Origin of the sequence: Bradyrhizobium centrolobii, assembly GCF_001641635.1 — a bacterium.
In the GTDB taxonomy this organism is placed as follows: Bacteria; Pseudomonadota; Alphaproteobacteria; order Rhizobiales; family Xanthobacteraceae; genus Bradyrhizobium; species Bradyrhizobium centrolobii.
In genome coordinates this window covers 181,929-202,024 of the sequence record NZ_LUUB01000054.1, presented here as the reverse complement: position 1 = coordinate 202,024, position 20,096 = coordinate 181,929, and the positions used below count along the sequence as shown (strand labels likewise).

18 protein-coding genes are annotated in these 20,096 nt (G+C 65.5%); 11 read left to right on the top strand and 7 right to left on the bottom strand.

Annotated elements, in window-relative coordinates; translation table 11 throughout:
- Positions 1-93 precede the first annotated feature (93 nt).
- Positions 94-1,290, bottom strand: a complete 1,197-nt coding sequence (locus AYJ54_RS16725) for an acetyl-CoA C-acyltransferase (RefSeq protein ID WP_063700185.1) — start codon at positions 1,288-1,290, stop codon at positions 94-96.
- A gap of 289 nt (positions 1,291-1,579) precedes the next feature.
- A complete protein-coding gene (locus AYJ54_RS16720; RefSeq protein WP_063700183.1) occupies positions 1,580-2,350 on the bottom strand; it encodes an enoyl-CoA hydratase in 771 nt (256 codons plus the stop codon).
- A gap of 158 nt (positions 2,351-2,508) precedes the next feature.
- Here AYJ54_RS16720 and AYJ54_RS16715 point away from each other — a divergent pair, with 158 nt between their 5' ends.
- Both AYJ54_RS16715 and AYJ54_RS16710 read left to right on the top strand, forming a co-directional pair.
- Positions 2,509-3,048 carry a PaaI family thioesterase gene (locus tag AYJ54_RS16715; RefSeq protein WP_063700181.1) on the top strand — a complete coding sequence of 180 codons (540 nt, stop codon included), beginning with the start codon at positions 2,509-2,511 and terminating at the stop codon, positions 3,046-3,048.
- Between the two features lie 58 nt (positions 3,049-3,106).
- Positions 3,107-3,733, top strand: coding sequence for a TetR/AcrR family transcriptional regulator (locus tag AYJ54_RS16710; protein ID WP_063700179.1), 627 nt, complete (start codon positions 3,107-3,109; stop codon positions 3,731-3,733).
- A gap of 111 nt (positions 3,734-3,844) precedes the next feature.
- Here the strand turns inward: AYJ54_RS16710 and AYJ54_RS16705 are convergent, their stop codons facing one another.
- The gene (locus tag AYJ54_RS16705; RefSeq protein WP_063700178.1) at positions 3,845-4,753 is read right to left on the bottom strand and encodes a LysR family transcriptional regulator; all 909 of its coding nucleotides are present in this window, start codon (positions 4,751-4,753) and stop codon (positions 3,845-3,847) included.
- 100 nt (positions 4,754-4,853) lie between these two features.
- Between AYJ54_RS16705 and AYJ54_RS16700 the strand changes: the two genes are divergently transcribed.
- From AYJ54_RS16700 to AYJ54_RS16665, 8 genes are all read left to right on the top strand, one after another.
- On the top strand, positions 4,854-6,350 hold the full coding sequence (locus tag AYJ54_RS16700; RefSeq protein ID WP_063700176.1) for a CoA-acylating methylmalonate-semialdehyde dehydrogenase: 1,497 nt from the start codon (positions 4,854-4,856) through the stop codon (positions 6,348-6,350).
- Positions 6,351-6,372: 22 nt separating this feature from the next.
- Positions 6,373-7,515 carry an isobutyryl-CoA dehydrogenase gene (locus tag AYJ54_RS16695; protein WP_063700543.1) on the top strand — a complete coding sequence of 381 codons (1,143 nt, stop codon included), beginning with the start codon at positions 6,373-6,375 and terminating at the stop codon, positions 7,513-7,515.
- A complete protein-coding gene (locus AYJ54_RS16690; protein WP_063700175.1) occupies positions 7,515-8,585 on the top strand; it encodes an enoyl-CoA hydratase/isomerase family protein in 1,071 nt (356 codons plus the stop codon). The genes AYJ54_RS16695 and AYJ54_RS16690 overlap by 1 nt, the downstream gene beginning before the upstream one ends.
- Positions 8,586-8,613: 28 nt before the next feature.
- The gene (mmsB, locus tag AYJ54_RS16685) at positions 8,614-9,504 is read left to right on the top strand and encodes a 3-hydroxyisobutyrate dehydrogenase (RefSeq protein WP_063700173.1); all 891 of its coding nucleotides are present in this window, start codon (positions 8,614-8,616) and stop codon (positions 9,502-9,504) included.
- Positions 9,504-11,219 (top strand): AMP-binding protein, encoded by a 1,716-nt coding sequence (locus tag AYJ54_RS16680; protein WP_063700171.1) that lies wholly within the window; start codon positions 9,504-9,506, stop codon positions 11,217-11,219. The genes mmsB and AYJ54_RS16680 overlap by 1 nt, the downstream gene beginning before the upstream one ends.
- A gap of 150 nt (positions 11,220-11,369) precedes the next feature.
- On the top strand, positions 11,370-11,846 hold the full coding sequence (locus AYJ54_RS16675) for a MaoC family dehydratase (RefSeq protein WP_063700170.1): 477 nt from the start codon (positions 11,370-11,372) through the stop codon (positions 11,844-11,846).
- 223 nt (positions 11,847-12,069) lie between these two features.
- Positions 12,070-12,987, top strand: a complete 918-nt coding sequence (locus AYJ54_RS16670) for an SDR family NAD(P)-dependent oxidoreductase (protein ID WP_063700168.1) — start codon at positions 12,070-12,072, stop codon at positions 12,985-12,987.
- A 159-nt stretch (positions 12,988-13,146) separates the two neighbouring features.
- The gene (locus AYJ54_RS16665) at positions 13,147-14,385 is read left to right on the top strand and encodes a BaiN/RdsA family NAD(P)/FAD-dependent oxidoreductase (RefSeq protein WP_063700166.1); all 1,239 of its coding nucleotides are present in this window, start codon (positions 13,147-13,149) and stop codon (positions 14,383-14,385) included.
- Between the two features lie 9 nt (positions 14,386-14,394).
- Here the strand turns inward: AYJ54_RS16665 and AYJ54_RS16660 are convergent, their stop codons facing one another.
- Positions 14,395-15,612 (bottom strand): MFS transporter, encoded by a 1,218-nt coding sequence (locus tag AYJ54_RS16660; protein WP_063700165.1) that lies wholly within the window; start codon positions 15,610-15,612, stop codon positions 14,395-14,397.
- 93 nt (positions 15,613-15,705) lie between these two features.
- Here AYJ54_RS16660 and AYJ54_RS16655 point away from each other — a divergent pair, with 93 nt between their 5' ends.
- Positions 15,706-16,608 carry a LysR family transcriptional regulator gene (locus AYJ54_RS16655; RefSeq protein ID WP_063700163.1) on the top strand — a complete coding sequence of 301 codons (903 nt, stop codon included), beginning with the start codon at positions 15,706-15,708 and terminating at the stop codon, positions 16,606-16,608.
- A 224-nt stretch (positions 16,609-16,832) separates the two neighbouring features.
- On the opposite strand, the gene AYJ54_RS16650 is transcribed toward AYJ54_RS16655, so the two are convergent.
- The 3 genes from AYJ54_RS16650 to AYJ54_RS52385 form a co-directional block, all read right to left on the bottom strand.
- Positions 16,833-17,912, bottom strand: a complete 1,080-nt coding sequence (locus AYJ54_RS16650; protein WP_063700161.1) for a D-TA family PLP-dependent enzyme — start codon at positions 17,910-17,912, stop codon at positions 16,833-16,835.
- An 88-nt stretch (positions 17,913-18,000) separates the two neighbouring features.
- Complete coding sequence (locus AYJ54_RS16645) at positions 18,001-19,812, bottom strand: ABC-F family ATP-binding cassette domain-containing protein (protein WP_063700159.1); 1,812 nt, start codon at positions 19,810-19,812, stop codon at positions 18,001-18,003.
- Between the two features lie 2 nt (positions 19,813-19,814).
- Positions 19,815-20,096, bottom strand: a 282-nt coding sequence (locus tag AYJ54_RS52385; protein WP_245329036.1) for a DUF188 domain-containing protein, incomplete at its 5' end; no start/stop codon positions are given.

Below are 20,096 nucleotides of genomic sequence, written 5' to 3'. Positions count from 1 at the left end.
TGGTTGGCGGAAACCCGCGTCATCGTTGCAGTCTGGCACAGGAATCGAAAGTCCAAAATGACAGACTTCCCTCATTTTCGGACGTCGGCGGAATCAGCGCGCGATCCGCTCCACCGCGATCGCGGTGGCTTCGCCGCCGCCGATGCAGAGTGCCGCGACGCCGCGCTTGAGGTTTTGTGCCTCGAGCGCATGCAGCAGCGTCACGATCAGCCGCGCGCCGGTGGCGCCGATGGGATGGCCGAGCGCGCAGGCGCCGCCGTTGATGTTCAGCTTGTCGCGGGGGATGCCGAGATCGCGCTGCGCCGCCATCGCGACCACGGCAAACGCCTCGTTGATCTCGAAGAGATCGACGTCACCGGCGCTCCAGCCGACCTTGTCGAGCAGCTTGCGGATCGCCGGGATCGGCGCGGTGGTGAACCATTGCGGCTCCTGGCTGTGGGTGGCGTGGCCCTTGATCTCGGCCAGCGCGGGCAGGCCGTTACGATCGGCGAGCGACCGCTTCGTCAGCACGAGCGCTGCGGCGCCGTCGGCATTGGCGGAGGAGGCCGCCGGCGTGATGGTGCCGTTGGCTCGGAACGCAGGCTTCAGCCCGGGGATCTTGGCCGGATCAACTTTCAGCGGATGCTCGTCATTGGCGATGACGCGGGGCCCGGCTTTCTCTGCGAGCGTGATCGGCGCGATCTCGGCCTTGAACGCGCCGCCCTCGACCGCCTTGCGCGCGCGGCTCAAAGTTTCCATCGCATAGGCGTCCTGATCCTTGCGGGTGAACTGATAGGCTTCGGCCGTTGCTTCGCCGAAATCGCCCATGGAGCGGCCGGTCTCGTAGGCGTCCTCCAGCCCATCCATCATCATGTGGTCGATGATGCGGTCGTGGCCGGCGCGATAGCCGCTGCGCGCCTTCGCGAGCAGGTAGGGCGCGTTGCTCATGCTCTCCATGCCGCCGGAAACGACGATGTCGGCCGAGCCCGCGCGAATGATGTCGTGGGCCAGCATGGTCGCCTTCATGCCGGAGCCGCAGACCTTGTTGACCGTGGTTGCGCCGGTGGCGTCGGGCAGGCCGGCCGCGCGCGCCGCCTGGCGTGCCGGTGCCTGGCCCTGGCCGGCCGGCAGCACGCAGCCCATGAAGACCTCGTCGATCTTCTCCGGTGCAAGCTTGGCGCGTTCGAGCGTGGCGCCGATCACATGGGACCCGAGCTTGTGCGCGGCCAGCGGCGACAATTCGCCCATGAATCGGCCAAGCGGAGTACGGGTGGCGGAGACGATGACGACGGGATCGGCGGCTTCGGCCATGGCGAGGCTCCCTAAGATGGATGGTAAGTAAGATTATGATCATCATATGATGCGACGCAAAAAATGCAACCGCGCCTAGGATGAGAAATTGTCGTGGTTCGGATGAGATTTGTTCGTTCGAAAGGAGGAGATTGCGGTCGTTCACGCCACTCCTGCCCCGCACGACGCCGTCATCGCCCGACTTGATGGGCCGCCCAGGATTCCAGAGGCAGCGCGGGGATACGGAGAGGCTGCGGCGTACTGAATGCCCCGCCTTCGCGGGGCATGACACTGTTAGCGCGGAGATAGCCTACCGCTTCCGGTTCACAAACGCCTGCATCAGCCGCGTCGGCTCGTCGGTCAGGAACGACTCGCCGAACACCTTGACGCTCAGATTGATCGACTCCCTCAGCGGCAGTTCCTCCCACTGCCGCAGCAGCGCCTTCTGCGACCGCAGCGCTTCGGGGCCGCATTCGAGCAGACTATTGATCACGTGCTCGACCGCGGCATCTAGTTCACCGGGCGCGGCGACCTTGTCGACCAGTCCCCAGGCCAGCGCCGTCGGCGCATCGATGTTTTCTGCCGTCATCACCAGCCAGCGCGCGCGGGCCCAGCCGATCAGGCGGGGCAGGAGCGCGGCATGGATCACCGAGGGGATGCCGACGCGCACCTCCGGCATGCCGAAATGCGCGTCATGCGCTGCGATCCGGAAGTCGCAGGCGGCGGCGACTTCGAGCCCCCCGCCGAGGCACCAGCCCGGCATGCGCGCGATCACCGGGGCAGGGAAGGCGCGCACCGCCTCGCAGAGATCGCGCAGGCGGCTGATGAAGGCTTCGGCCGATTTCTGGTCGAGCTTCGCCATCTCCTTGATGTCGGCACCGCCGATCATGCTCTTCTCGCTCTGGCCGCGCAGCACCACCACGCGAATGCTGCGATCAGTGGCAAGCTGCTGCAGGCCTTCGCGCACCGCGTCGGTGACAGGCGAGCCAAGAATGTTGAGCGAGCCGGCGTTGCAGATGGTGACGTGAATGACGCCGCGCGTATCGCGCGTCACGCCGCAGTGATGATTGAGCATTTCCATCGTGGGATCTCGAAGGTTTCGTGGACCGGCGCGAGGGCGCGCGGGTCGAGCTCACTTCCGGGCTCAAATGCTCCGCTTGTCAAGCGGGGCAGGGACACAGAGTTGCCAGTGCGTAATCCGTGACATAGTATGATATATATCATACAAAGAGGTGGCCCATGAGCGACACCGATCGGCTCGACCTGTTTTCACCCGCTCGCCGGCGCGAGCGCGTGGTGGACTGGCAGGCGCCGGCGCCCGTTACGAAGGCGGCCATGGCGCTTTCGGGGATGGACGCCATGCTCGGCATTCGCGACGGCCGCCTGCCGCCGCCGCCCTTCGCAAAGTTGATCGGCTTCACCATGGCCGTGGTCGAGCCGGGGCGGATCGTGATGGAACTGGAGCCGCGCGAGGACCTCGAAAATACCATCGGCCTCCTCCACGGCGCGACCGCCGCGGCGCTGCTCGATACGGCCATGGGGTGTGCCGTTTCGACCCGGCTCGAGGCCGGGCAGGGGTCGGTCACGCTCGATCTGAAGCTGGCCTTCCTGCGTCCGCTCTCGGTTCGCTCGGGATTGATCTCGGCCGAAGGTAAAGTTATCAAGCTGGGACGCCAGACCAGCTACACGGAAGGCTTCGTGCGCGACGGCAAGGGAGCGTTGGCGGTGCACGCCACCGCAACCTTTTCAATGATCGGCAATAATTTTACTGCGAATTAATGCGCCGTCTGCCGATTCCCGTGCTATTAGATGATTTCCGACATCCAATGAGATCCGCATGCGCTATTCCCGGGAACACAAGCAGGAAACCCACGACCGGATCGTGAGGAAGGCCTCCGTTCGGCTGCGCGAAAAGGGCGCCCATGGCGTCGGCGTCGCCGACCTCATGAAGGAGGCCGGCCTGACCCATGGCGGCTTCTATGCGCATTTCGACTCCCGCGAGGCGCTGGTGATCGAGGCCTTCGCCTACGCCATGGACCGCTCGATGGAGCACTGGCGCAAGATCACCGATGAGGCCTCTCCGGAGAAGCGGCTGGCGCTGATCGCGGACGCCTATCTCTCGACGCTTCACCGTGACAATCCCGGCCATGGTTGTTCGATCCCCTCACTCGGGGCCGAGATCGCCCGCGAGAGCCCGAAGACGCGAAAGGCCTTCGCAGGCAAGCTCGACGAGATGATCGAGATGATGACCGACTTCATCCCCAACATGCCGCGCAAGGCCGCGCGCAAGCAGGCGATCGCGACGCTGGCGACCATGGCCGGCACCATGCTGCTGGCGCGCATCGCCGGTTCCAGCGAGCTGTCGGACGAGGTGTTGAAGGCGGGCAAGGACAGCGCCCTCGACGCCCGCCGAGAGCCGGCGAAGCCGACCGCGGCGAAGAAGCCGCGCGAGAAGCAGAATTAGAGCGAGATGCCGTAGGGTGGGTGAGCCGAAGGCGTAACTCACCACTCCTCTCTTCGCGTGGAAAGTAAAGAGGTGGGTTACGCTTCGCTAACCCACCCTACGCCCGCGGCCTCACCGCCCCGCGAACAGCGCGCGCTCGCGCTCCACGATCTCGCCGATGTAATCCGCCACCGCGCGGATGCGCGCGAGATCTTTGCTGTCGGCGTGCATCAGCATCCAGAAGGTGCGGGTGATCGAGACCTCGTCCGGGAGCACCGGGATGAGCTGCGGATAGTAGTTCGCCATGAAGTGCGGCAGCACGGCAATGCCGAAGCCGGCGAGCGTGGCGTTGAGCTGTGCGATCAGGTTGGCGCTGCGGAAGCGCGCCGATAGGCGCGGCGCCACCTGCGGCAGATAGTCCAGCTCCGGCGTGAACAGCAGTTCCTCGATATAGCCGACGAAGCGGTGCTGCGGCAGCGTCTCGCGCGAGGTGATTTTAGGGTGACGGTCGAGATAGGCCGGTGCGGCATAAAGCCCGAGGCGGTAGTCCAGCAGCTTGCGGCCGACGATCCGGCCCTCGTTCGGCATGGTCAGGCTGATTGCGATATCGGCCTCGCGCTTGGAGAGGCTGAACAGCCGCGCCGTGGCCACAAGTTGCAAATCCAGATCGGGATAACGGTCAGCAAAGGGCGCGAGCCGCGGCGCCAGGAAGGCGGTGCCGAAGCCGTCGGGAGCGCCGATCCGCACCGTGCCCGTCAGCCGCGCGACCGAGCCACCGACCTGCTCCTGGTTGGCAACGATGGTGGATTCCATCGCCTCGGCGCTGTCGGCGACACGCTGGCCGGCCTCGGTGAGCAGGTAGCCAGTCTTGCGCCGGTCAAACAGCTTGGCCGAGAGGTGCCTTTCCAGCCGGTCGACGCGGCGGATCACCGTGGCATGGTCGACGCCGAGCTGCTTGGCCGCAGCCGAAACCGAGCCGCCGCGCACGATGGCCAGCACGAAGCGGAAGTCGTCCCAATCGATCGAGCCTTGATCCAGCATTTTCGCACATCTATGGTGCAATATCTCAGACTTGAATCCTATAAAATGCAGGTCAATAGGATTTGTCAAAGCGATCTAACCCGTTCCCTGGGAGGTATTCATGCGCGCAGTCGGACATTTCATCGGTGGCAAGGAAGTGAAGGGCACGTCGGGCCGCACCGCCGACGTCTTCGAGCCGATGACCGGTGACGTCCAGGCCAAGGTGGCGCTGGCGTCGAAAGCCGAAGTCCGCGCCGCCGTCGAGAACGCACGTGCCGCGCAGCCGGAGTGGGCCGCGACCAATCCGCAGCGCCGCGCCCGCATCATGATGAAGTTTCTCGAGCTGGTGCAGCGCGACTACGACAAGCTCGCCGAGCTGCTCGCCCGCGAGCACGGCAAGACCGTTCCCGACGCCAAGGGCGACATCCAGCGCGGCCTCGAGGTGGTCGAGTTCGCCTGCGGCATTCCGCACCTGATGAAGGGCGAATACACCGAAGGCGCCGGCCCCGGCATCGATATCTACTCCCTGCGCCAGCCGCTCGGCGTCGTCGCCGGCATCACGCCGTTCAATTTCCCGGCGATGATCCCGATGTGGAAGTTCGCGCCCGCGATCGCCTGCGGCAACGCCTTCATCCTCAAGCCGTCCGAGCGCGATCCCGGCGTGCCGATGAAGCTTGCCGAGCTGATGATCGAGGCGGGCCTGCCGGCCGGCATCCTCAACGTCGTCAACGGCGACAAGGAGGCGGTCGACGCCATCCTCGACGATCCCCATATCAAGGCCATCGGCTTCGTCGGCTCCACCGCGATCGCCGAATACATCTACTCCCGCGCCGCGCAGACCGGTAAGCGCTGCCAGTGCTTTGGCGGCGCCAAGAACCACGCCATCGTGATGCCCGACGCCGACATGGACCAGACGGTCGATGCGCTGATCGGCGCGGGCTACGGCTCGGGCGGCGAGCGCTGCATGGCCGTCTCGGTCGCCGTTCCCGTCGGCAAGACCACCGCCGACCGTCTGATGGAAAAGCTGATCCCGCGCGTCGAAAGCCTCAAGATCGGCACCTCGATCGATCCGTCGGCCGACTACGGTCCGCTGGTGACACGCGAGGCCGTCGAGAAGGTCAAGAGCTATATCGACATCGGCATCAAGGAAGGCGCGACGCTCGCTGTCGACGGCCGCGGCTTCAAGATGCAGGGCTACGAGAAGGGTTTTTATCTCGGCGGTTCGCTGTTCGACAACGTCACCAAGGACATGCGGATCTACAAGGAAGAGATCTTTGGCCCGGTGCTCTCGGTCGTGCGCGCGCACGACTACAAGGAAGCGCTGGCGCTGCCGTCGGACCATGACTACGGCAACGGCGTTGCCATCTTCACCCGCGACGGCGACGCCGCACGCGACTTCGCGGCCAAGGTGAATGTCGGCATGGTCGGCATCAATGTGCCGATCCCGGTGCCGATCGCCTATTACACCTTCGGCGGCTGGAAGAAGTCGGGCTTCGGTGATCTCAACCAGCACGGTCCGGACTCGATCCGCTTCTACACCAAGACCAAGACGGTAACCTCGCGCTGGCCGTCTGGCGTCAAGGAGGGCGCGGAGTTCTCGATCCCGACGATGAAGTAATTCTCGTGAGAGCGAGGCCATGATGCAGTTCGCTCTGAACGAGGATCAGATCGCGGTTCGCGACATGGCGCTGGCGTTTGCGGCGGAAAAGATCGCGCCGCATGCGCTGCGCTGGGACGAGGAGAAGCATTTCCCCGTTGAGGTGATGCGCGAGGCCGCCACGCTCGGCATGGGCGGCATCTACATCCGCGACGATGTCGGCGGTTCCGCGATGACGCGGTTCGACGCGGCGCTGATCTTCGAGGCGCTTGCGACGGGCTGCCCGACCACCTCGGCCTTCATCTCCATCCACAACATGGCGTCCTGGATGATCGATGCCTACGGCAGCGACACCCAGCGCCAGAAGTGGTTGCCAAAGCTCTGCACGATGGAGCTGATCGCGAGCTACTGCCTGACCGAGCCGGGCGCAGGCTCGGACGCGGCAGCGCTCCGTACTCGCGCCGTGCGCGACGATGATCACTACGTTCTCAACGGCCAGAAGCAGTTCATCTCGGGTGCCGGCGGCACCGATGTTCTCGTCGCGATGGTGCGGACCGGTGGCGAGGGCCCCGGCGGCATCTCGACCCTGGTGATCGACGGCAAGACGCCTGGTGTTTCCTTCGGCGCGAACGAGCGCAAGATGGGCTGGAACGCGCAGCCGACCCGCGCGGTGATGTTCGAGAACGCGCGCGTGCCGGTCGCCAATCGTCTCAGCGAAGAGGGCGTCGGCTTCAAGATCGCGATGGCCGGCCTCGACGGCGGCCGCCTCAACATCACCGCGTGCTCGCTCGGCGGCGCGCAAGCCGCCCTCGACAAGGCGCGCAATTACATGAAAGAGCGCAAGGCCTTCGGCAAGCGGCTCGACGAATTCCAGGCGCTGCAATTCCGCCTCGCCGACATGGCGATCGAGTTGGAAGCCGCGCGCACCTTCCTGTGGCGCGCAGCCGCTGCGCTCGATCGCAAGGATCCCGATGCCACCATGCTCTGCGCGATGGCAAAGCGCTTCGGCACCGATATCGGCTTCGAGGTGGCCAACCACGCGCTGCAGCTTCACGGCGGCTACGGCTACCTCAGCGAATACGGCATCGAGAAGATCGTGCGCGACCTGCGCGTGCACCAGATCCTCGAAGGCACCAATGAAATCATGCGGCTCATCGTGGCGCGCAAACTGATCGAGGGCGCGTGATGACGGTCGTGGTGGAAGAGGGCGATCTGGTCGCGCGGGTCGAAGGTTCGGCCGGTGTGATCCGGCTCAACCGCCCCAAGGCGATCAACGCCGTCACGCTGGAGATGTTTCGTGACATCGACAAGGCGCTCGATCGCTTCGAGGCCGATCCTGCCGTTGCCGTGATCCTGCTGGAAGGTGCCGGCGAGCGCGGCTTGTGCGCCGGCGGCGATATCCGCGCACTCTGGGAAAGCTCGAAGGTCAATGGCGATCTCGGCAAGATCCTGTGGCGCGAGGAGTACATCCTCAATGCCAGGATCAAGAAATTTCCAAAGCCGTACGTCGCCTTCATGGACGGCATCGTGATGGGCGGCGGCGTCGGGCTCTCCGCGCATGCCAGCCATCGCGTCGTGACTGATCGCACCAAGCTTGCGATGCCGGAGGTCGGTCTCGGCTTCTTCCCCGATGTCGGTGGCACCTATCTGTTGTCGCACTCGCCCGGCGAGATCGGCACATATTTCGGCCTGACCGGCCAGATCATGAACGGGCCGGACGCGATCAATGCGAAGTTCGCCGATGCTGTGGTCCCCGCCGCGAAGCTGCCGGCGCTGCGCGAGGCGCTGACGAAAGTTCGCTCCGGGGTGACCGCGGCCGAGATCAGCAAGCTCATCGAGAGCTTTGCGACCGGCGAGACCGCCGGCCCCGTGGCCGCGAAGCAGGCGACGATCGACGCGCTGTTTGGCTTCGACCGCATGGAGGACATCGTGGCCGCGCTCAAGCGCGACGGCTCGGAGTTTGCGATAGCGACGCTGAAGACGCTTGGCGAGAAATCGCCGCGCGGCATGGTGGTGACGCTCAAGTTGCTGCGGCTCGCACGCAAGGCGTCGAGCCTGGAGGAGTGCCTGGTGCGTGAATATCGCGCGGCGCTGGAGGTCTTCCGCAGCGATGATTTCCGCGAGGGCGTGCGCGCCGCCGTGATCGACAAGGACCGCAACCCGACCTGGTCGCCGTCGAAGATCGAGGACGTGACGCCGGAGATGGTGGCGCCGTATTTCGCCGAGATCGGCGCCGACGAGCTCAAATTCAACTAACAACGACGTTCAAGCGGAGGAAACGAAGATGGCCACGATCGCATTCATCGGTCTCGGCAATATGGGCGGCCCGATGGCGGCCAATCTGGTCAAGGCCGGCCACAAGGTTGTTGCGTTCGACCTGGTCGAAGTATCCCGCAATCAGGCCAAGGCCGATGGCGCCAGCATCGCCGATAGCGCATCGGGTGCCGTGAAGGGTGCCGATGTCGTCGTCACCATGCTGCCGGCCGGCAAGCATGTCCTCGGAGTTTGGAACGACGTCGTTCCCGCGATGACCAAGGGCGCGCTGATCATCGATAGTTCCACCATTGACGTCGAAAGCGCGCGGCAGGCGCATGCGCTGGCTAGCAAGCACGGCGTGCTGTCGGTCGACGCGCCGGTCTCCGGCGGCACGGGTGGCGCCAAGGGCGCGACGCTCACCTTCATGTGCGGCGGCGACGAGCAGGCGTTCGCGACAGCCAAGCCCGTGCTGGAGAAGATGGGCAAGAAGATCGTGCACTGCGGCGGCGCCGGCGCAGGCCAGGCCGCAAAAATCTGCAACAACATGATCCTCGGCATTTCCATGATCGCGGTCAGCGAGGCCTTTGCGCTCGCCGAGAAACTCGGGCTTTCGCATCAGGCGCTGTTCGACGTGGCCTCGACCTCGTCTGGCCAGTGCTGGTCGCTCACGACATATTGCCCGGTGCCGGGTCCGGTGCCGACCTCGCCGGCCAATAACGACTACAAGCCGGGTTTTGCCTCGGCGTTGATGGTGAAGGACCTGACGCTCGCGCAGGACGCCGCGAAGGCCGCGGGCGCAGCGACGCCGCTCGGCAAGCATGCGCAGGAGATCTATCAGTCTTTCGATGCAGCCGGGCACGGCGGGGTGGATTTTTCCGGAATTATCAAGCACGTTAGGGGGCTGGCCGGGAAAACTTGATGACGACATTTCAGGAAGCGCGCGCGTTTCTTCTGCAACACCGCACGGATTATGAGACAGCGGTCAAAGGCTTCCGCTGGCCTGATCCGGTTCCCTTCAACTGGGCGCTCGACTGGTTCGACGCCGAGCTGGCGGCAAATGCGGAGAGCAAGGATCGCCCCGCGCTCTGGATTGTCGATGCCGCACAGGACCGGCAGACCAAACTGTCATTCGGGGCGCTGTCGCGCCGCTCCAACCAGATTGCGAACTTCCTGCGCGCGCAGGGCCTGCAGCGCGGCGATCATCTCCTGCTGCTGCTCGGCAATGTGGTTCCGCTCTGGGAGACCATGCTCGCAGCGATGAAGCTCGGCGTCGTCGTGATCCCCGCCACCACGCTGCTCACTGCCGATGAACTCCGCGACCGGCTCGATCGCGGCAAGGCGAGGGCGGTGGTCGCAGCGCAAGACCAGGTCATGAAGTTCGCAGGGCTCGGCGCCGAAAATCTCGTCCGCATCGTGGTCGGCGCCTCCGAGGGCTGGCTTGCGTACGATGAAGCGGTGAAAGCGTCTGAGAGTTTCGCCCCGGACGGCCCGACGCAGGCCGACGACCCGATGCTGCTCTATTTCACGTCGGGCACCACGGCGAAGCCGAAGCTGGTGCGGCACAGCCAGCGCAGCTATCCCGTCGGCCATCTCTCGACCATGTACTGGATCGGGCTGAAGCCCGGCGACGTTCATCTCAACATTTCCTCGCCCGGTTGGGCCAAGCACGCCTGGAGCTGCTTCTTCGCGCCCTGGAATGCCGGGGCAACCGTGTTCGTGGTCAACCAGCCGCGCTTCGATGCCAAGAGCCTGCTCGCCACCATCGGCCGCTGTGGCGTCACTACGCTGTGCGCGCCGCCGACGGTGTGGCGGCTGTTCATCCAGGAGGACCTGGCGTCGTTCAAGGTCGCCTTGCGCGAGGTCTGCGGCGCGGGCGAGCCGCTCAATCCTGAAGTGATCGACCGGGTGCAGGCGGCCTGGGGCCTCACCATCCGCGACGGCTACGGCCAGACCGAGACCGCCGCGCTCGCCGGCAATTCGCCCGGCCAGAAGGTCAAGGTCGGCTCGATGGGCCGGCCGCTGCCGGGCTATCGCGTGCAGATCAGCGACGCTGACGGCCATCCGGCGAAGGAAGGCGAGGTGACGCTGCTGCTCGGCGCCGACCGTCCCGCCGGCCTGATGCAGGGCTATCAGGGCGACGACGGCAAATTGTCGGGCGCGGACGGCGCGCTCTATCGCAGCGGCGACGTCGTGTTCGCGGACGAGGAGGGCTATCTCACCTTCGTCGGGCGCTCAGACGACGTCTTCAAGTCCTCGGACTACCGCATCAGCCCGTTCGAGCTGGAAAGCGTGCTGCTTGAGCACGACCTGGTTGCGGAGGCCGCCGTGGTGCCGAGCCCCGATCCGATCCGGCTTGCGATCCCCAAGGCGTTCGTCCTGCTGACCTCGGGCGCGGAGCGGACGCCGGAGACGGCGCTGTCGATCTTCCAACACCTGCATACGCGCCTTGCGCCATTCAAGCGCATCCGCCGCATCGAGATCGTCACCGAGCTGCCGAAGACGATCTCGGGAAAAATTCGCCGCGTGCAGCTACGCCGGCTCGAACGCGACGACGACCGTTGCGATCCCTTGCGCGGTCGCGAATTCCGGGAAGAGGACTTTCCGGAGCTGCCGAAAACCCGTAGTGAGACCTAAGGGAATCAGGTCTGGAAGTCTGCGCGCTCGTCATTCCGGGGCGATGCGCAGCATCGAGCCCGGAATCCATTGTACCGCAGAGTCTGTTGCCAAATGGATTCCGGGCTCGCGCTCCGCGCGCCCCGGAATGACAGAGGTTGGAGTTGCTAAATGAACGAAGTCTGGAAGAAGCCGCCGATTTCCCTCGAGGCCTATCAAGCCCTGGTCGGCAAGGAGGTCGGCGTGTCGTCGTGGCACCTGATCGACCAGCCTCGCATCGACACCTATGCCGACGTGATCGAGGATCACCAGTTCATCCATGTCGATCCCGAGCGCGCGAAGGAGACGGCGTTCGGCACCACCATCGCGCACGGCTTCCTGACCATGTCGCTGATGTCGATCATGTCCTACGAGGTGATGCCGGCCATCGCGGGCACAACGATGGGCGTGAACTACGGCTTCGACAAGCTTCGCTTCATCTCGCCCGTGCGTTCGGGCAAACGCGTCCGCGGCCGTTTCGTGCTGGCCGAGGCCAAGCTGCGCAAGCCCAACGAATTGCAGTCCCGCACCAACGTGACGGTGGAGATCGAAGGCGAAGACAAGCCGGCGCTGGTCGCCGAGTGGCTTGGGTTGATCTATTTCGGCTAGATGCCCTCGTCATTGCCGGGCTTGACCCGGCAATCCATCGCTGCTCAAAAGCTGCCAATTGCGCTGCATCACCCTCTCCCCTTGTGGGAGAGGGTGGCTTCGCGGAACGCGAAGCCGGGTGAGGGGTATCTCTCCACGATCTCGGCTGTGGCGAGATACCCCTCATCCGGCGCTTCGCGCCACCTTCTCCCACAAGGGGAGAAGGGAAGAAAGGAAATGCACAATGGCAATCAGGTTTGACGGACGCGTCGCCATCGTCACTGGCGCGGGCAATGGTCTGGGGCGGGCGCATGCGCTGGGGCTGGCGAGCCGCGGCGCCAAGGTTGTGGTCAACGATTTCGGCGGCGCGCGCGATGGCACCGGCGGTTCGCTCTCGCCGGCGGAAGCCGTGGTCGAGGAGATCCGTAAAGCGGGCGGCACCGCGATGGCCGACGGCGCCGACGTCTCGAACTTCGAGCAGGTCACCGCGATGGTCGAGCGCGCGACCAAGGAGTGGGGCAGCGTCGACCTCCTGTGCGCCAATGCCGGCATCCTGCGCGACAAGTCGTTCGGCAAGATGGAGACCGCCGACTTCCAGAAGGTGCTCGACGTGCACCTCGTCGGCACCTTCTACTGCTGCAAGGCGGCCTGGGCCGGCATGCGCGACCGCAACTACGGCCGTATCGTGCTGACCACCTCGTCCTCCGGTCTCTATGGCAATTTCGGCCAGGCCAATTACGGCGCGGCGAAGTCCGGCATGGTCGGCCTGATGAACGTGCTCGCCGAAGAGGGCCGCAAGAACGACATCCGCGTCAACATCGTCTCGCCGACCGCAGCGACCCGCATGACCGAAGAGCTTCTGCCGCCGCAGGCGCTGCAATTGATGAAGCCGAACGCGATCACGCCCGCGGTCGAATATCTCCTGAGCGAGGATGCGCCGACGCGCACCATCATGGGCGCCGGCGCAGGCTCCTTCGCGGTGATCAAGATTTTGGAGAGCGAGGGGATCAACCTGCCCGAAGCCGAATGGACGCCGGATGCCGTCGCCGCGCATTTCGCAGAGATCAGCGACATGTCGAAGGCCAAGGCGCTCACGGGCGCGTTCGAGCAGACGCAGAAATACGTCGCGCAGGCCGCGGCGCGCGCCGGCCTCAAGCTCTAGGCTCTCCGCTGCCATTCCGGGGCGTCGCGAAGCGACGAACCCGGAATCCATCTAGCCGCAAAACCCGTTGCCCAATGGATTCCGGGCTCGCGCCCAAGCGGGCGCGCCCCGGAATGACGAGTCTCTTTGTGGCGCGCGAATTTCGCCTAAACTCCCGCCATGACCTCAACCGAAAACCATGTCGCCGTCATCGGCGCCGGTCCCGCCGGGTTGATGGCGGCCGAGGTGCTGGCGCGGGGCGGCGCCCGTGTCACCGTGTACGACGCGATGCCGTCTGCGGGCCGCAAACTCCTGATGGCCGGCCGTGGTGGTCTCAACCTCACGCATAGCGAGCCGCTGCCGCAGTTCATGACGCGCTATCGCGAGGCGACGCCGAAACTGCAGGGTGCGATCGAAGCGTTCTCGCCGGATGCGCTGCGGGCCTGGTGCGAAGGGTTGGGCGAGCCGACTTTCGTCGGCTCTAGTGGCCGCGTCTTTCCAAGAGCGTTCAAGGCCTCGCCCTTGCTGCGCGCCTGGCTGCGGCGGCTCGACGCCGGCGGCGTGCGCTTTGCCTTTCGCCATCGCTGGACCGGCTGGGATGACGAGGGACGGCTGCTGTTTCAGACGCCCGATGGCGCCCGCACTGTTGCAGTCAATGCCACGGTGCTCGCGCTTGGCGGCGCAAGTTGGCCCCGGCTTGGCTCTGACGGTGGCTGGACGAACATCCTGGCTCACAGAGGTGTTGCGATTGCGCCGCTGCGGCCCGCGAATTGTGGCTTTACCGTCGCCTGGTCCGAAGTCTTCCGAACTCGCTTCGAAGGCCAGCCGCTGAAGGGCATCGCGCTGAGCTTCGGCCCGCACAGCGTGCGCGGCGAGGCGACCGTCACGCGCAACGGCATCGAGGGTGGCGCGATCTACGCGCTGTCGGCCGAGTTGCGCGAAGCGATTGCGGCGAAAGGCGAGGCGATCCTGGAGGTCGCCTTGCGGCCCGATGTCGATCGTGCCGAGTTCGCCAAACGCCTGTCTGCGCCGCGCGGAAAACAGTCGTTCTCCAATTTCCTGCGCAAGGCTGTGCAACTTTCGCCGGTCGCGGTCGGACTGTTGCAGGAAGCCGCGATCGGGGCCGGCCAGTCGTTGACGGCCCTGACGCCGGAACGCCTCGCCGAGCTCATCAACGCGGTGCCGATCAAGCTCGCCGGCATCGCGCCAATCGCGCGCGCGATCTCCAGCGCCGGCGGAATGTTTTTCGACGAGCTCGACGCCGATTTCATGATCCGCCGTTTGCCCGGCGTATTCGCCGCTGGCGAGATGCTGGACTGGGAGGCGCCGACTGGCGGCTACCTCCTGCAGGCATCGTTCGCAACTGGTGCCGCTGCGGGCCGGGGCGTGTTGGGATGGCTCGCACAATCGTCGTCATGATAGCCGCCATCATGACGTCCCGGTCCTTGTCAGCAGATCGGTGAGGAGACCGAGCACGCCAAAACTCGCCGCTACTGCGCACACCATCGTCCAGCCGCCGTAGGTCCAGGCCAGCGACGCCGCTGCGGCGCCGACGCCGCCGCCGATGAAGAACAGCGCGACGAACAGGCCATTGATCCGGCCGCGTGCTTCGGGACGCAGCAGGTTGATTGCGCGACGGCCCAGCGTCTGGTCGGTGGTGATGCCGACGTCGAGCAGGATCGTGCCGAGGCTCAACACCAGCAGGGCGGCGATGCGGGACCCCAGCACGCCGGCCCAGGCACAGAGCACGAGCGAGCCGATGATGCATAGATGGGCCGCAAAGAACATCGGGCGTGCCCAGCCCTTGTCGCCCCAGCGGCCGGCAATGGGTGTCGCGGCTGCGCCGGCCACGCCGATCAGTGCGAAAGCCGCAATTCCCCTGGCGTCGAGGGCGAACGGCGCGTCCGGCAGGCGCAGCGCGACCGCGGCCCAGAAGGCGGTGAAGGAAGCCATGACCAGTGCCGCGGTCCAGGCCCGCACGCGCAGCACGGGCTCCTCCATCAGCAGTCTTGGGAAGGAGCGCAGCAATTCGCCGTAGCTCGCGCGCGCGGCCGGTTGGAGCGTTGGCAAATAGCGGCCGAGTGCGCCGGCAAGGAACGTCATCAGGACGGCCGAAACGAGGTAGTAGGCGCGCCAGCTCCAGAGATCTGCAATCAGGCTCGCCGCGGGCCGCGACAACAGGATGCCGATCATCAATCCGCTCATCACCTCGCCGATGGCCTGGCCGCGACGTTCGGGCGCCACCATCGATGCCACCAGGGGGACCATCATCTGGATCGCTGCGCAGGAGGCGCCGAGGACGAAGGTGGCAAGCAGCAGCAGCGACGGTGTCGGCGCGAGGGCCGTCGCCAGTGCAGCAAGGATGGCGCAGCCGAGCGTCCGCAGAATCAGGCGCCTGTTCTCGACGAGATCGACGAGCGGCACGAGCAGCAGGAGGCCGAGCGCGTAGCCGAGCAGCGTTAACGTGCTGACCGAGCCCGCTTGCCAGGCGGTCATGGCCAGCGAGCGGCCGATCAGGCCAACCAGGATCTGCGGCGCGAACAGGTTGGTGACGACGACGCCGGTGGTGATGGCGCCGAGCCAGATCAGCGACCGCTCGGCGAGTTGCTTTGGGGGCGCAAGCTTGGTGGTTTCGGAGATGGTCATGGGACCTCGCGGGCTGTGATGCGGGTCCCCTTTAATCGGTGGATCTAATATGCTACAATTCAAATAAGTCTATAAAGAATATGCGAGTTCGTTATGAACACCCATGACCTCGTCGCTTTCGTCGCGGTGGTCGAGACCGGATCGATCGTTGCGGCGTCCGCGCGTCTCAACCTTACGCAGCCCGGCGTGACACGACGGATCCAGAACCTCGAGGAGATGCTGGGCGCGCAGCTTCTGGACCGGCTCTCCAAACCGCTGAAGCCGACGGCGGCGGGCTATGAGGCCTATGAGCAGGGCCGGCGTCTGCTGAGGATGCTGGATGACCTCAAGTCGGGTGTCGCCAATGACGGCGTGGTGCGCGGCGAGTTCAGGCTCGGCCTCACGCCGTTTCTCTCCGAGGCCGGACTCACCGCACCGCTCGATGCGGTGCGCGCCGAATTTCCCGCCCTTGCCGTGCGGGTCGTCTCGGGCTGGTCGCCGAACCAGGTCGAGCGGGTCTGCCGCAACGAGCTCGATGCCGCCGCGATCTGTTTGCCCGACGGCGCGGTGCCGCCCGTTGATCTCGTCGCCGACGATCTCGGCGCGCAACCGGTCGTGTTCGTCGTTGCGCGCGAGATGAAGATCCCGCGTTCGGTCGACCTGGAGCGGCTGTCGCAGCTGTCATGGGTAATCAACCAGGACGGCTGCGGATTTCGCGACACGTTGAAGCGTCGCTTCGATGCCGAGCATCTGCCGTTCAACATTGCCGTCGAGGCACTCGACAGCGAGCTTCGCCTGTCGCTGGTCGCGCGCGGCCTCGGCGTCGGTCTGGTGACGCCGATCGCGCTGAAGCGGAGCGCGTTTCGCGACAAGCTCAAGCCGGTCGCGGCGCGGGATTTCAATCCCTCAGTGCGCGCATGGATCGTGCATCGCCCGCCGGCCGGCCGCCTGGAGCGCCCGATCAAGCTGTTTCGCGACGGGCTGGACCGGGAGCTGCAGGCGCTGATCGGCGCCTAAAGCGCGTCTAAAGCGCGATAAGCCTCGACTAAATCGGTGCCGCCGCGAGGCGCAGTTCACCTCTCCCGTAGGGAGAGGTCGGATCGCATCGAAAGATGCGATCCGGGTGAGGGGTTACAGTCTCACTGAACGCTGCGGCCCCTCACCCGGATTGCTTCGCAATCCGACCTCTCCCCGATGGGGAGAGGTGAACAGCGCACGGTCCAATCTCGCGTCATCATGCGCTACCGCAGCTTGCCTCTTGCCGCCACAGGCAGCGTGCCGATGATCTCCTCGCCGCGCACCATCACCACCTCGTCCATCATGTTGACGACGACGCAGACATGGTTCGGCACGATGCGGACGACGTCGCCGACATTGGGACGGGTGTTGCTGCGGGAGAGGTCGAGGAAGCCGTGCTCCTCGGCGAAGCGCGTAATCCTGGCCTCGGGGTGCTCCAGGATCAGGCCATGGCCGTCGAGCCCGCCGGTGTCGGTGGTCAGCGTCTTCGAGCCGGCATCGAGGATGCCGCGCTCGGGCGCGGCGCGGCTGACGACCGTCGAATAGATATGCAGCGCGCAGTCGTCCCAGCTGGCAGAGCCGGCCGCGACCTGCATGCGGTCGTTGTAGATGTAGGTGCCGAAGCGGTGCTCGGTGCCGCCCTTGAGCTTGCCGAGATTGACGAGATTGGGCGTGCCGCCGGTCGACACGATCGTGGCCTCTAACCCATGCGCGCGCACGCCGGCCATCGCCTCGTCATAGAACTTCTGCGCTTCGGCCCAGCCGGTCTCGGTCGGATAGAGCATGAAGCCCGCGAATTGCAGTCCCTTGGATGCGGCGATCTCGCGCGCCAGCGCCACGGCCTCGGCCGGCGTCTCGACGCCGGCACGCTTGCGGCCGGTGTCGCATTCGACGACGACCGAGAGCGGACGGCCGGAGGCGGCGGCCGCCTTGGGCAGGTCGGCGACGACGGTCGAATTGTCGGCGGCCACCGTCATGTGGGCCTTTGCTTGCAGCGCGCCGAGCCGCGCCATCTTTTCCTCGCCCAGCAGATTGTAGCTGATCAGGATGTTGTCGATGCCGGCGTTGGCCATGATTTCGGCCTCGCCGAGCTTCTGGCAGGTGATGCCTTTGGCGCCGGCCGCGACCTGCATTTTTGCCAGCGTCGGATTCTTGTGCGTCTTGATGTGCGGCCGGTTGGCGACGCCGGCATCGTCGCAGGCCTTCTGGATGCGCGCGATGTTGCGCTCGACCTTGTCCATGTCGATGACGGCACAGGGCGTGCCATATTCACGGGCGATCTTGGCGGCGAGGGGAGTGGTCATATGATCTCTCTATTTTCAGTCCCGTCGGATGGGTAGAGCCACCGGGTCCGGCCTTCGGCCGGCCCGATGGCTCTACCCATCCTACGAGTCAGGCCTGCTCGATTTCCTCACGGAGCATTTCCAGTTCCAGCCAGCGGTCTTCTGCCGCTGAAAGCTCTTCGTGCGCCTTGGCGATGGCGGCTGACGTATCGTCGAATTTCTTGCGATCCTTGGCGTAGAGGTTGGGATCGTCGAGCACGTGCTGCAGCTTGGCAATCTCGGCGTGAAGCGTCTCGATCTTCGTGGGCAGCGTCTCGAGCGCGTGCTTCTCGTTGAAGCTTAAGCGCCGTTTTGACACGGACGCAGGAGCGGCATGCTTGTCGTCCTTCTTTTCCGCGGCGGGCTGCGCCTTCGCGGTCTCGCGCTTCAGGTCTGCGCCGCGCTGCGCCAGCATGTCGCTGTAGCCGCCGGCATATTCGATCCATTTGCCGTCGCCTTCCGGCGCGATCACCGAGGTGACGACGCGGTCGAGGAAGTCGCGGTCATGGCTGATCAGGATCACCGTGCCCTCATAGTCGCCCAGCATCTCTTCGAGCACGTCGAGCGTCTCCAGGTCGAGATCGTTGGTCGGCTCGTCCAGCACGAGCAAGTTCGAGGGCTTGGCGAGCGCGCGCGCGAGCATCAGCCGGCCGCGCTCGCCGCCCGAGAGCACTTCAAGTGGCGTGCCGCGCTGCTCCTGCGCGAACAGAAAGTCCTTCATGTAGCCGACGACATGCTTCGACTTGCCGCCGACCATGACATGATCGCCGCGGCCGCCGGTCAGCGCCTCCGCCAGCGTCGACTTGGGATCAAGGCTTTCGCGGTGCTGATCGAGGGTCGCCATCTCCAGATTGGCGCCGAGGCGCACGGTCCCTGAGTCGGGCTGCGTTCCGCCGGTGAGAAGATTGACCAGCGTGGTCTTGCCGGCGCCGTTAGGTCCGATGATGCCGAGCCGGTCGCCGCGCTGGATGCGGGTGGAGAAATTCTCGACGATCTTGCGCTCGCCATAGGCCTTGGTGACGCCCTTGGCCTCGATCACCAGCTTGCCCGACTGCTCAGCTTCTGCGGCGGCGAGGTTGGCGCTGCCGGCCGTGCCGCGATAGTTACGGCGCTGGTCGCGCAGCGCATGGAGATTGGCGAGCCGCTTGACGTTGCGCTTGCGACGGCCGGAGACGCCGTGGCGCAGCCAGTGCTCCTCGTCGACGATCTTGCGGTCGAGCTTGTGCTGGTCGCGTTCTTCCTCGGCCAGTACCTCGTCACGCCAGCTTTCGAATGAGGCGAATCCGCGATCGATCTGCCTGATCTTGCCGCGGTCGAGCCACGCCGTGGAGCGCGAGAGATTGGTGAGGAAGCGGCGGTCGTGGCTGATCAAGACCAGCGCGCTGCGGCGGCTGTCGAGCTCCTTCTCCAGCCATTCGATCGTGGTGAGGTCGAGATGGTTGGTCGGCTCGTCCAGCAGCAGGATATCGGGCGAGGGGGCCAGCACCCGCGCCAGCGCTGCGCGCCGCGCTTCGCCGCCGGAGAGATTGGCCGGGTTTTCGTCGCCGTTCAGCCCGAGCTGCTGCAGTAAATAGCGCGCCTGATGATGGTCGTCGCCGGGTGCGAGCCCGGCCTCGACGTACGCAAGCGTGGTCTTGTGATCGCCGAAATCCGGCTCCTGCGGCAGGTAGCGAACCGTGGCACCGGGCTGCACGAAGCGCGTGCCGGCATCGGGTTCGACGATGCCGGCGGCGATCTTCAGCAGGGTCGATTTGCCCGAGCCGTTGCGGCCGATCAAGCAGACGCGTTCTGACGGTGCAACGTTGAGCTCGACGCCGCTCAAAAGCGGCGTCCCGCCAAAGGTCAGCCTGATGTCCTTAAGCTGGATCAGCGGCGGCGCCATGTTCAGACCTGACTCGCTGTGGCTTGTTCGGCACGGCGGCGCTGGATTCGGCGCAGCGTCTGGTCGAGCGCCGAGAGAAAGGCAGAGCGGTCGCGCGGCGCGAACGACCTCGGTCCGCCGGTGACCTCGCCCGCCGAACGCAGGTCCGTCATCAGGTTGCGCACCGCGAGCGTCATGCCGATCGACTCCTCCGTGAACGGCTTGCCGTTGGGCGCGATTACATCCGCGCCCGCCTTCACGCAGCGGCTTGCCAGCGGAATGTCCGAGGTCACGACGATGTCGCC

What these genes read in the sequence shown, in the direction of transcription:
- mmsB (WP_063700173.1), top strand. Translation starts at nt 8,614, where the DNA reads ATGGCCACGATCGCATTCATCGGTCTCGGCAATATGGGCGGCCCGATG.
- AYJ54_RS16645 (WP_063700159.1), bottom strand. Translation starts at nt 19,812, where the DNA reads ATGGCGCCGCCGCTGATCCAGCTTAAGGACATCAGGCTGACCTTTGGC.
- AYJ54_RS16665 (WP_063700166.1), top strand. Translation starts at nt 13,147, where the DNA reads ATGACCTCAACCGAAAACCATGTCGCCGTCATCGGCGCCGGTCCCGCC.
- AYJ54_RS16700 (WP_063700176.1), top strand. Translation starts at nt 4,854, where the DNA reads ATGCGCGCAGTCGGACATTTCATCGGTGGCAAGGAAGTGAAGGGCACG.
- AYJ54_RS16715 (WP_063700181.1), top strand. Translation starts at nt 2,509, where the DNA reads ATGAGCGACACCGATCGGCTCGACCTGTTTTCACCCGCTCGCCGGCGC.
- AYJ54_RS16695 (WP_063700543.1), top strand. Translation starts at nt 6,373, where the DNA reads ATGCAGTTCGCTCTGAACGAGGATCAGATCGCGGTTCGCGACATGGCG.
- AYJ54_RS16670 (WP_063700168.1), top strand. Translation starts at nt 12,070, where the DNA reads ATGGCAATCAGGTTTGACGGACGCGTCGCCATCGTCACTGGCGCGGGC.
- AYJ54_RS16690 (WP_063700175.1), top strand. Translation starts at nt 7,515, where the DNA reads ATGACGGTCGTGGTGGAAGAGGGCGATCTGGTCGCGCGGGTCGAAGGT.
- AYJ54_RS16675 (WP_063700170.1), top strand. Translation starts at nt 11,370, where the DNA reads ATGAACGAAGTCTGGAAGAAGCCGCCGATTTCCCTCGAGGCCTATCAA.
- AYJ54_RS16655 (WP_063700163.1), top strand. Translation starts at nt 15,706, where the DNA reads ATGAACACCCATGACCTCGTCGCTTTCGTCGCGGTGGTCGAGACCGGA.
- AYJ54_RS16725 (WP_063700185.1), bottom strand. Translation starts at nt 1,290, where the DNA reads ATGGCCGAAGCCGCCGATCCCGTCGTCATCGTCTCCGCCACCCGTACT.
- AYJ54_RS16650 (WP_063700161.1), bottom strand. Translation starts at nt 17,912, where the DNA reads ATGACCACTCCCCTCGCCGCCAAGATCGCCCGTGAATATGGCACGCCC.
- AYJ54_RS16720 (WP_063700183.1), bottom strand. Translation starts at nt 2,350, where the DNA reads ATGGAAATGCTCAATCATCACTGCGGCGTGACGCGCGATACGCGCGGC.
- AYJ54_RS16710 (WP_063700179.1), top strand. Translation starts at nt 3,107, where the DNA reads ATGCGCTATTCCCGGGAACACAAGCAGGAAACCCACGACCGGATCGTG.
- AYJ54_RS16660 (WP_063700165.1), bottom strand. Translation starts at nt 15,612, where the DNA reads ATGACCATCTCCGAAACCACCAAGCTTGCGCCCCCAAAGCAACTCGCC.
- AYJ54_RS16680 (WP_063700171.1), top strand. Translation starts at nt 9,504, where the DNA reads ATGACGACATTTCAGGAAGCGCGCGCGTTTCTTCTGCAACACCGCACG.
- AYJ54_RS16705 (WP_063700178.1), bottom strand. Translation starts at nt 4,753, where the DNA reads ATGCTGGATCAAGGCTCGATCGATTGGGACGACTTCCGCTTCGTGCTG.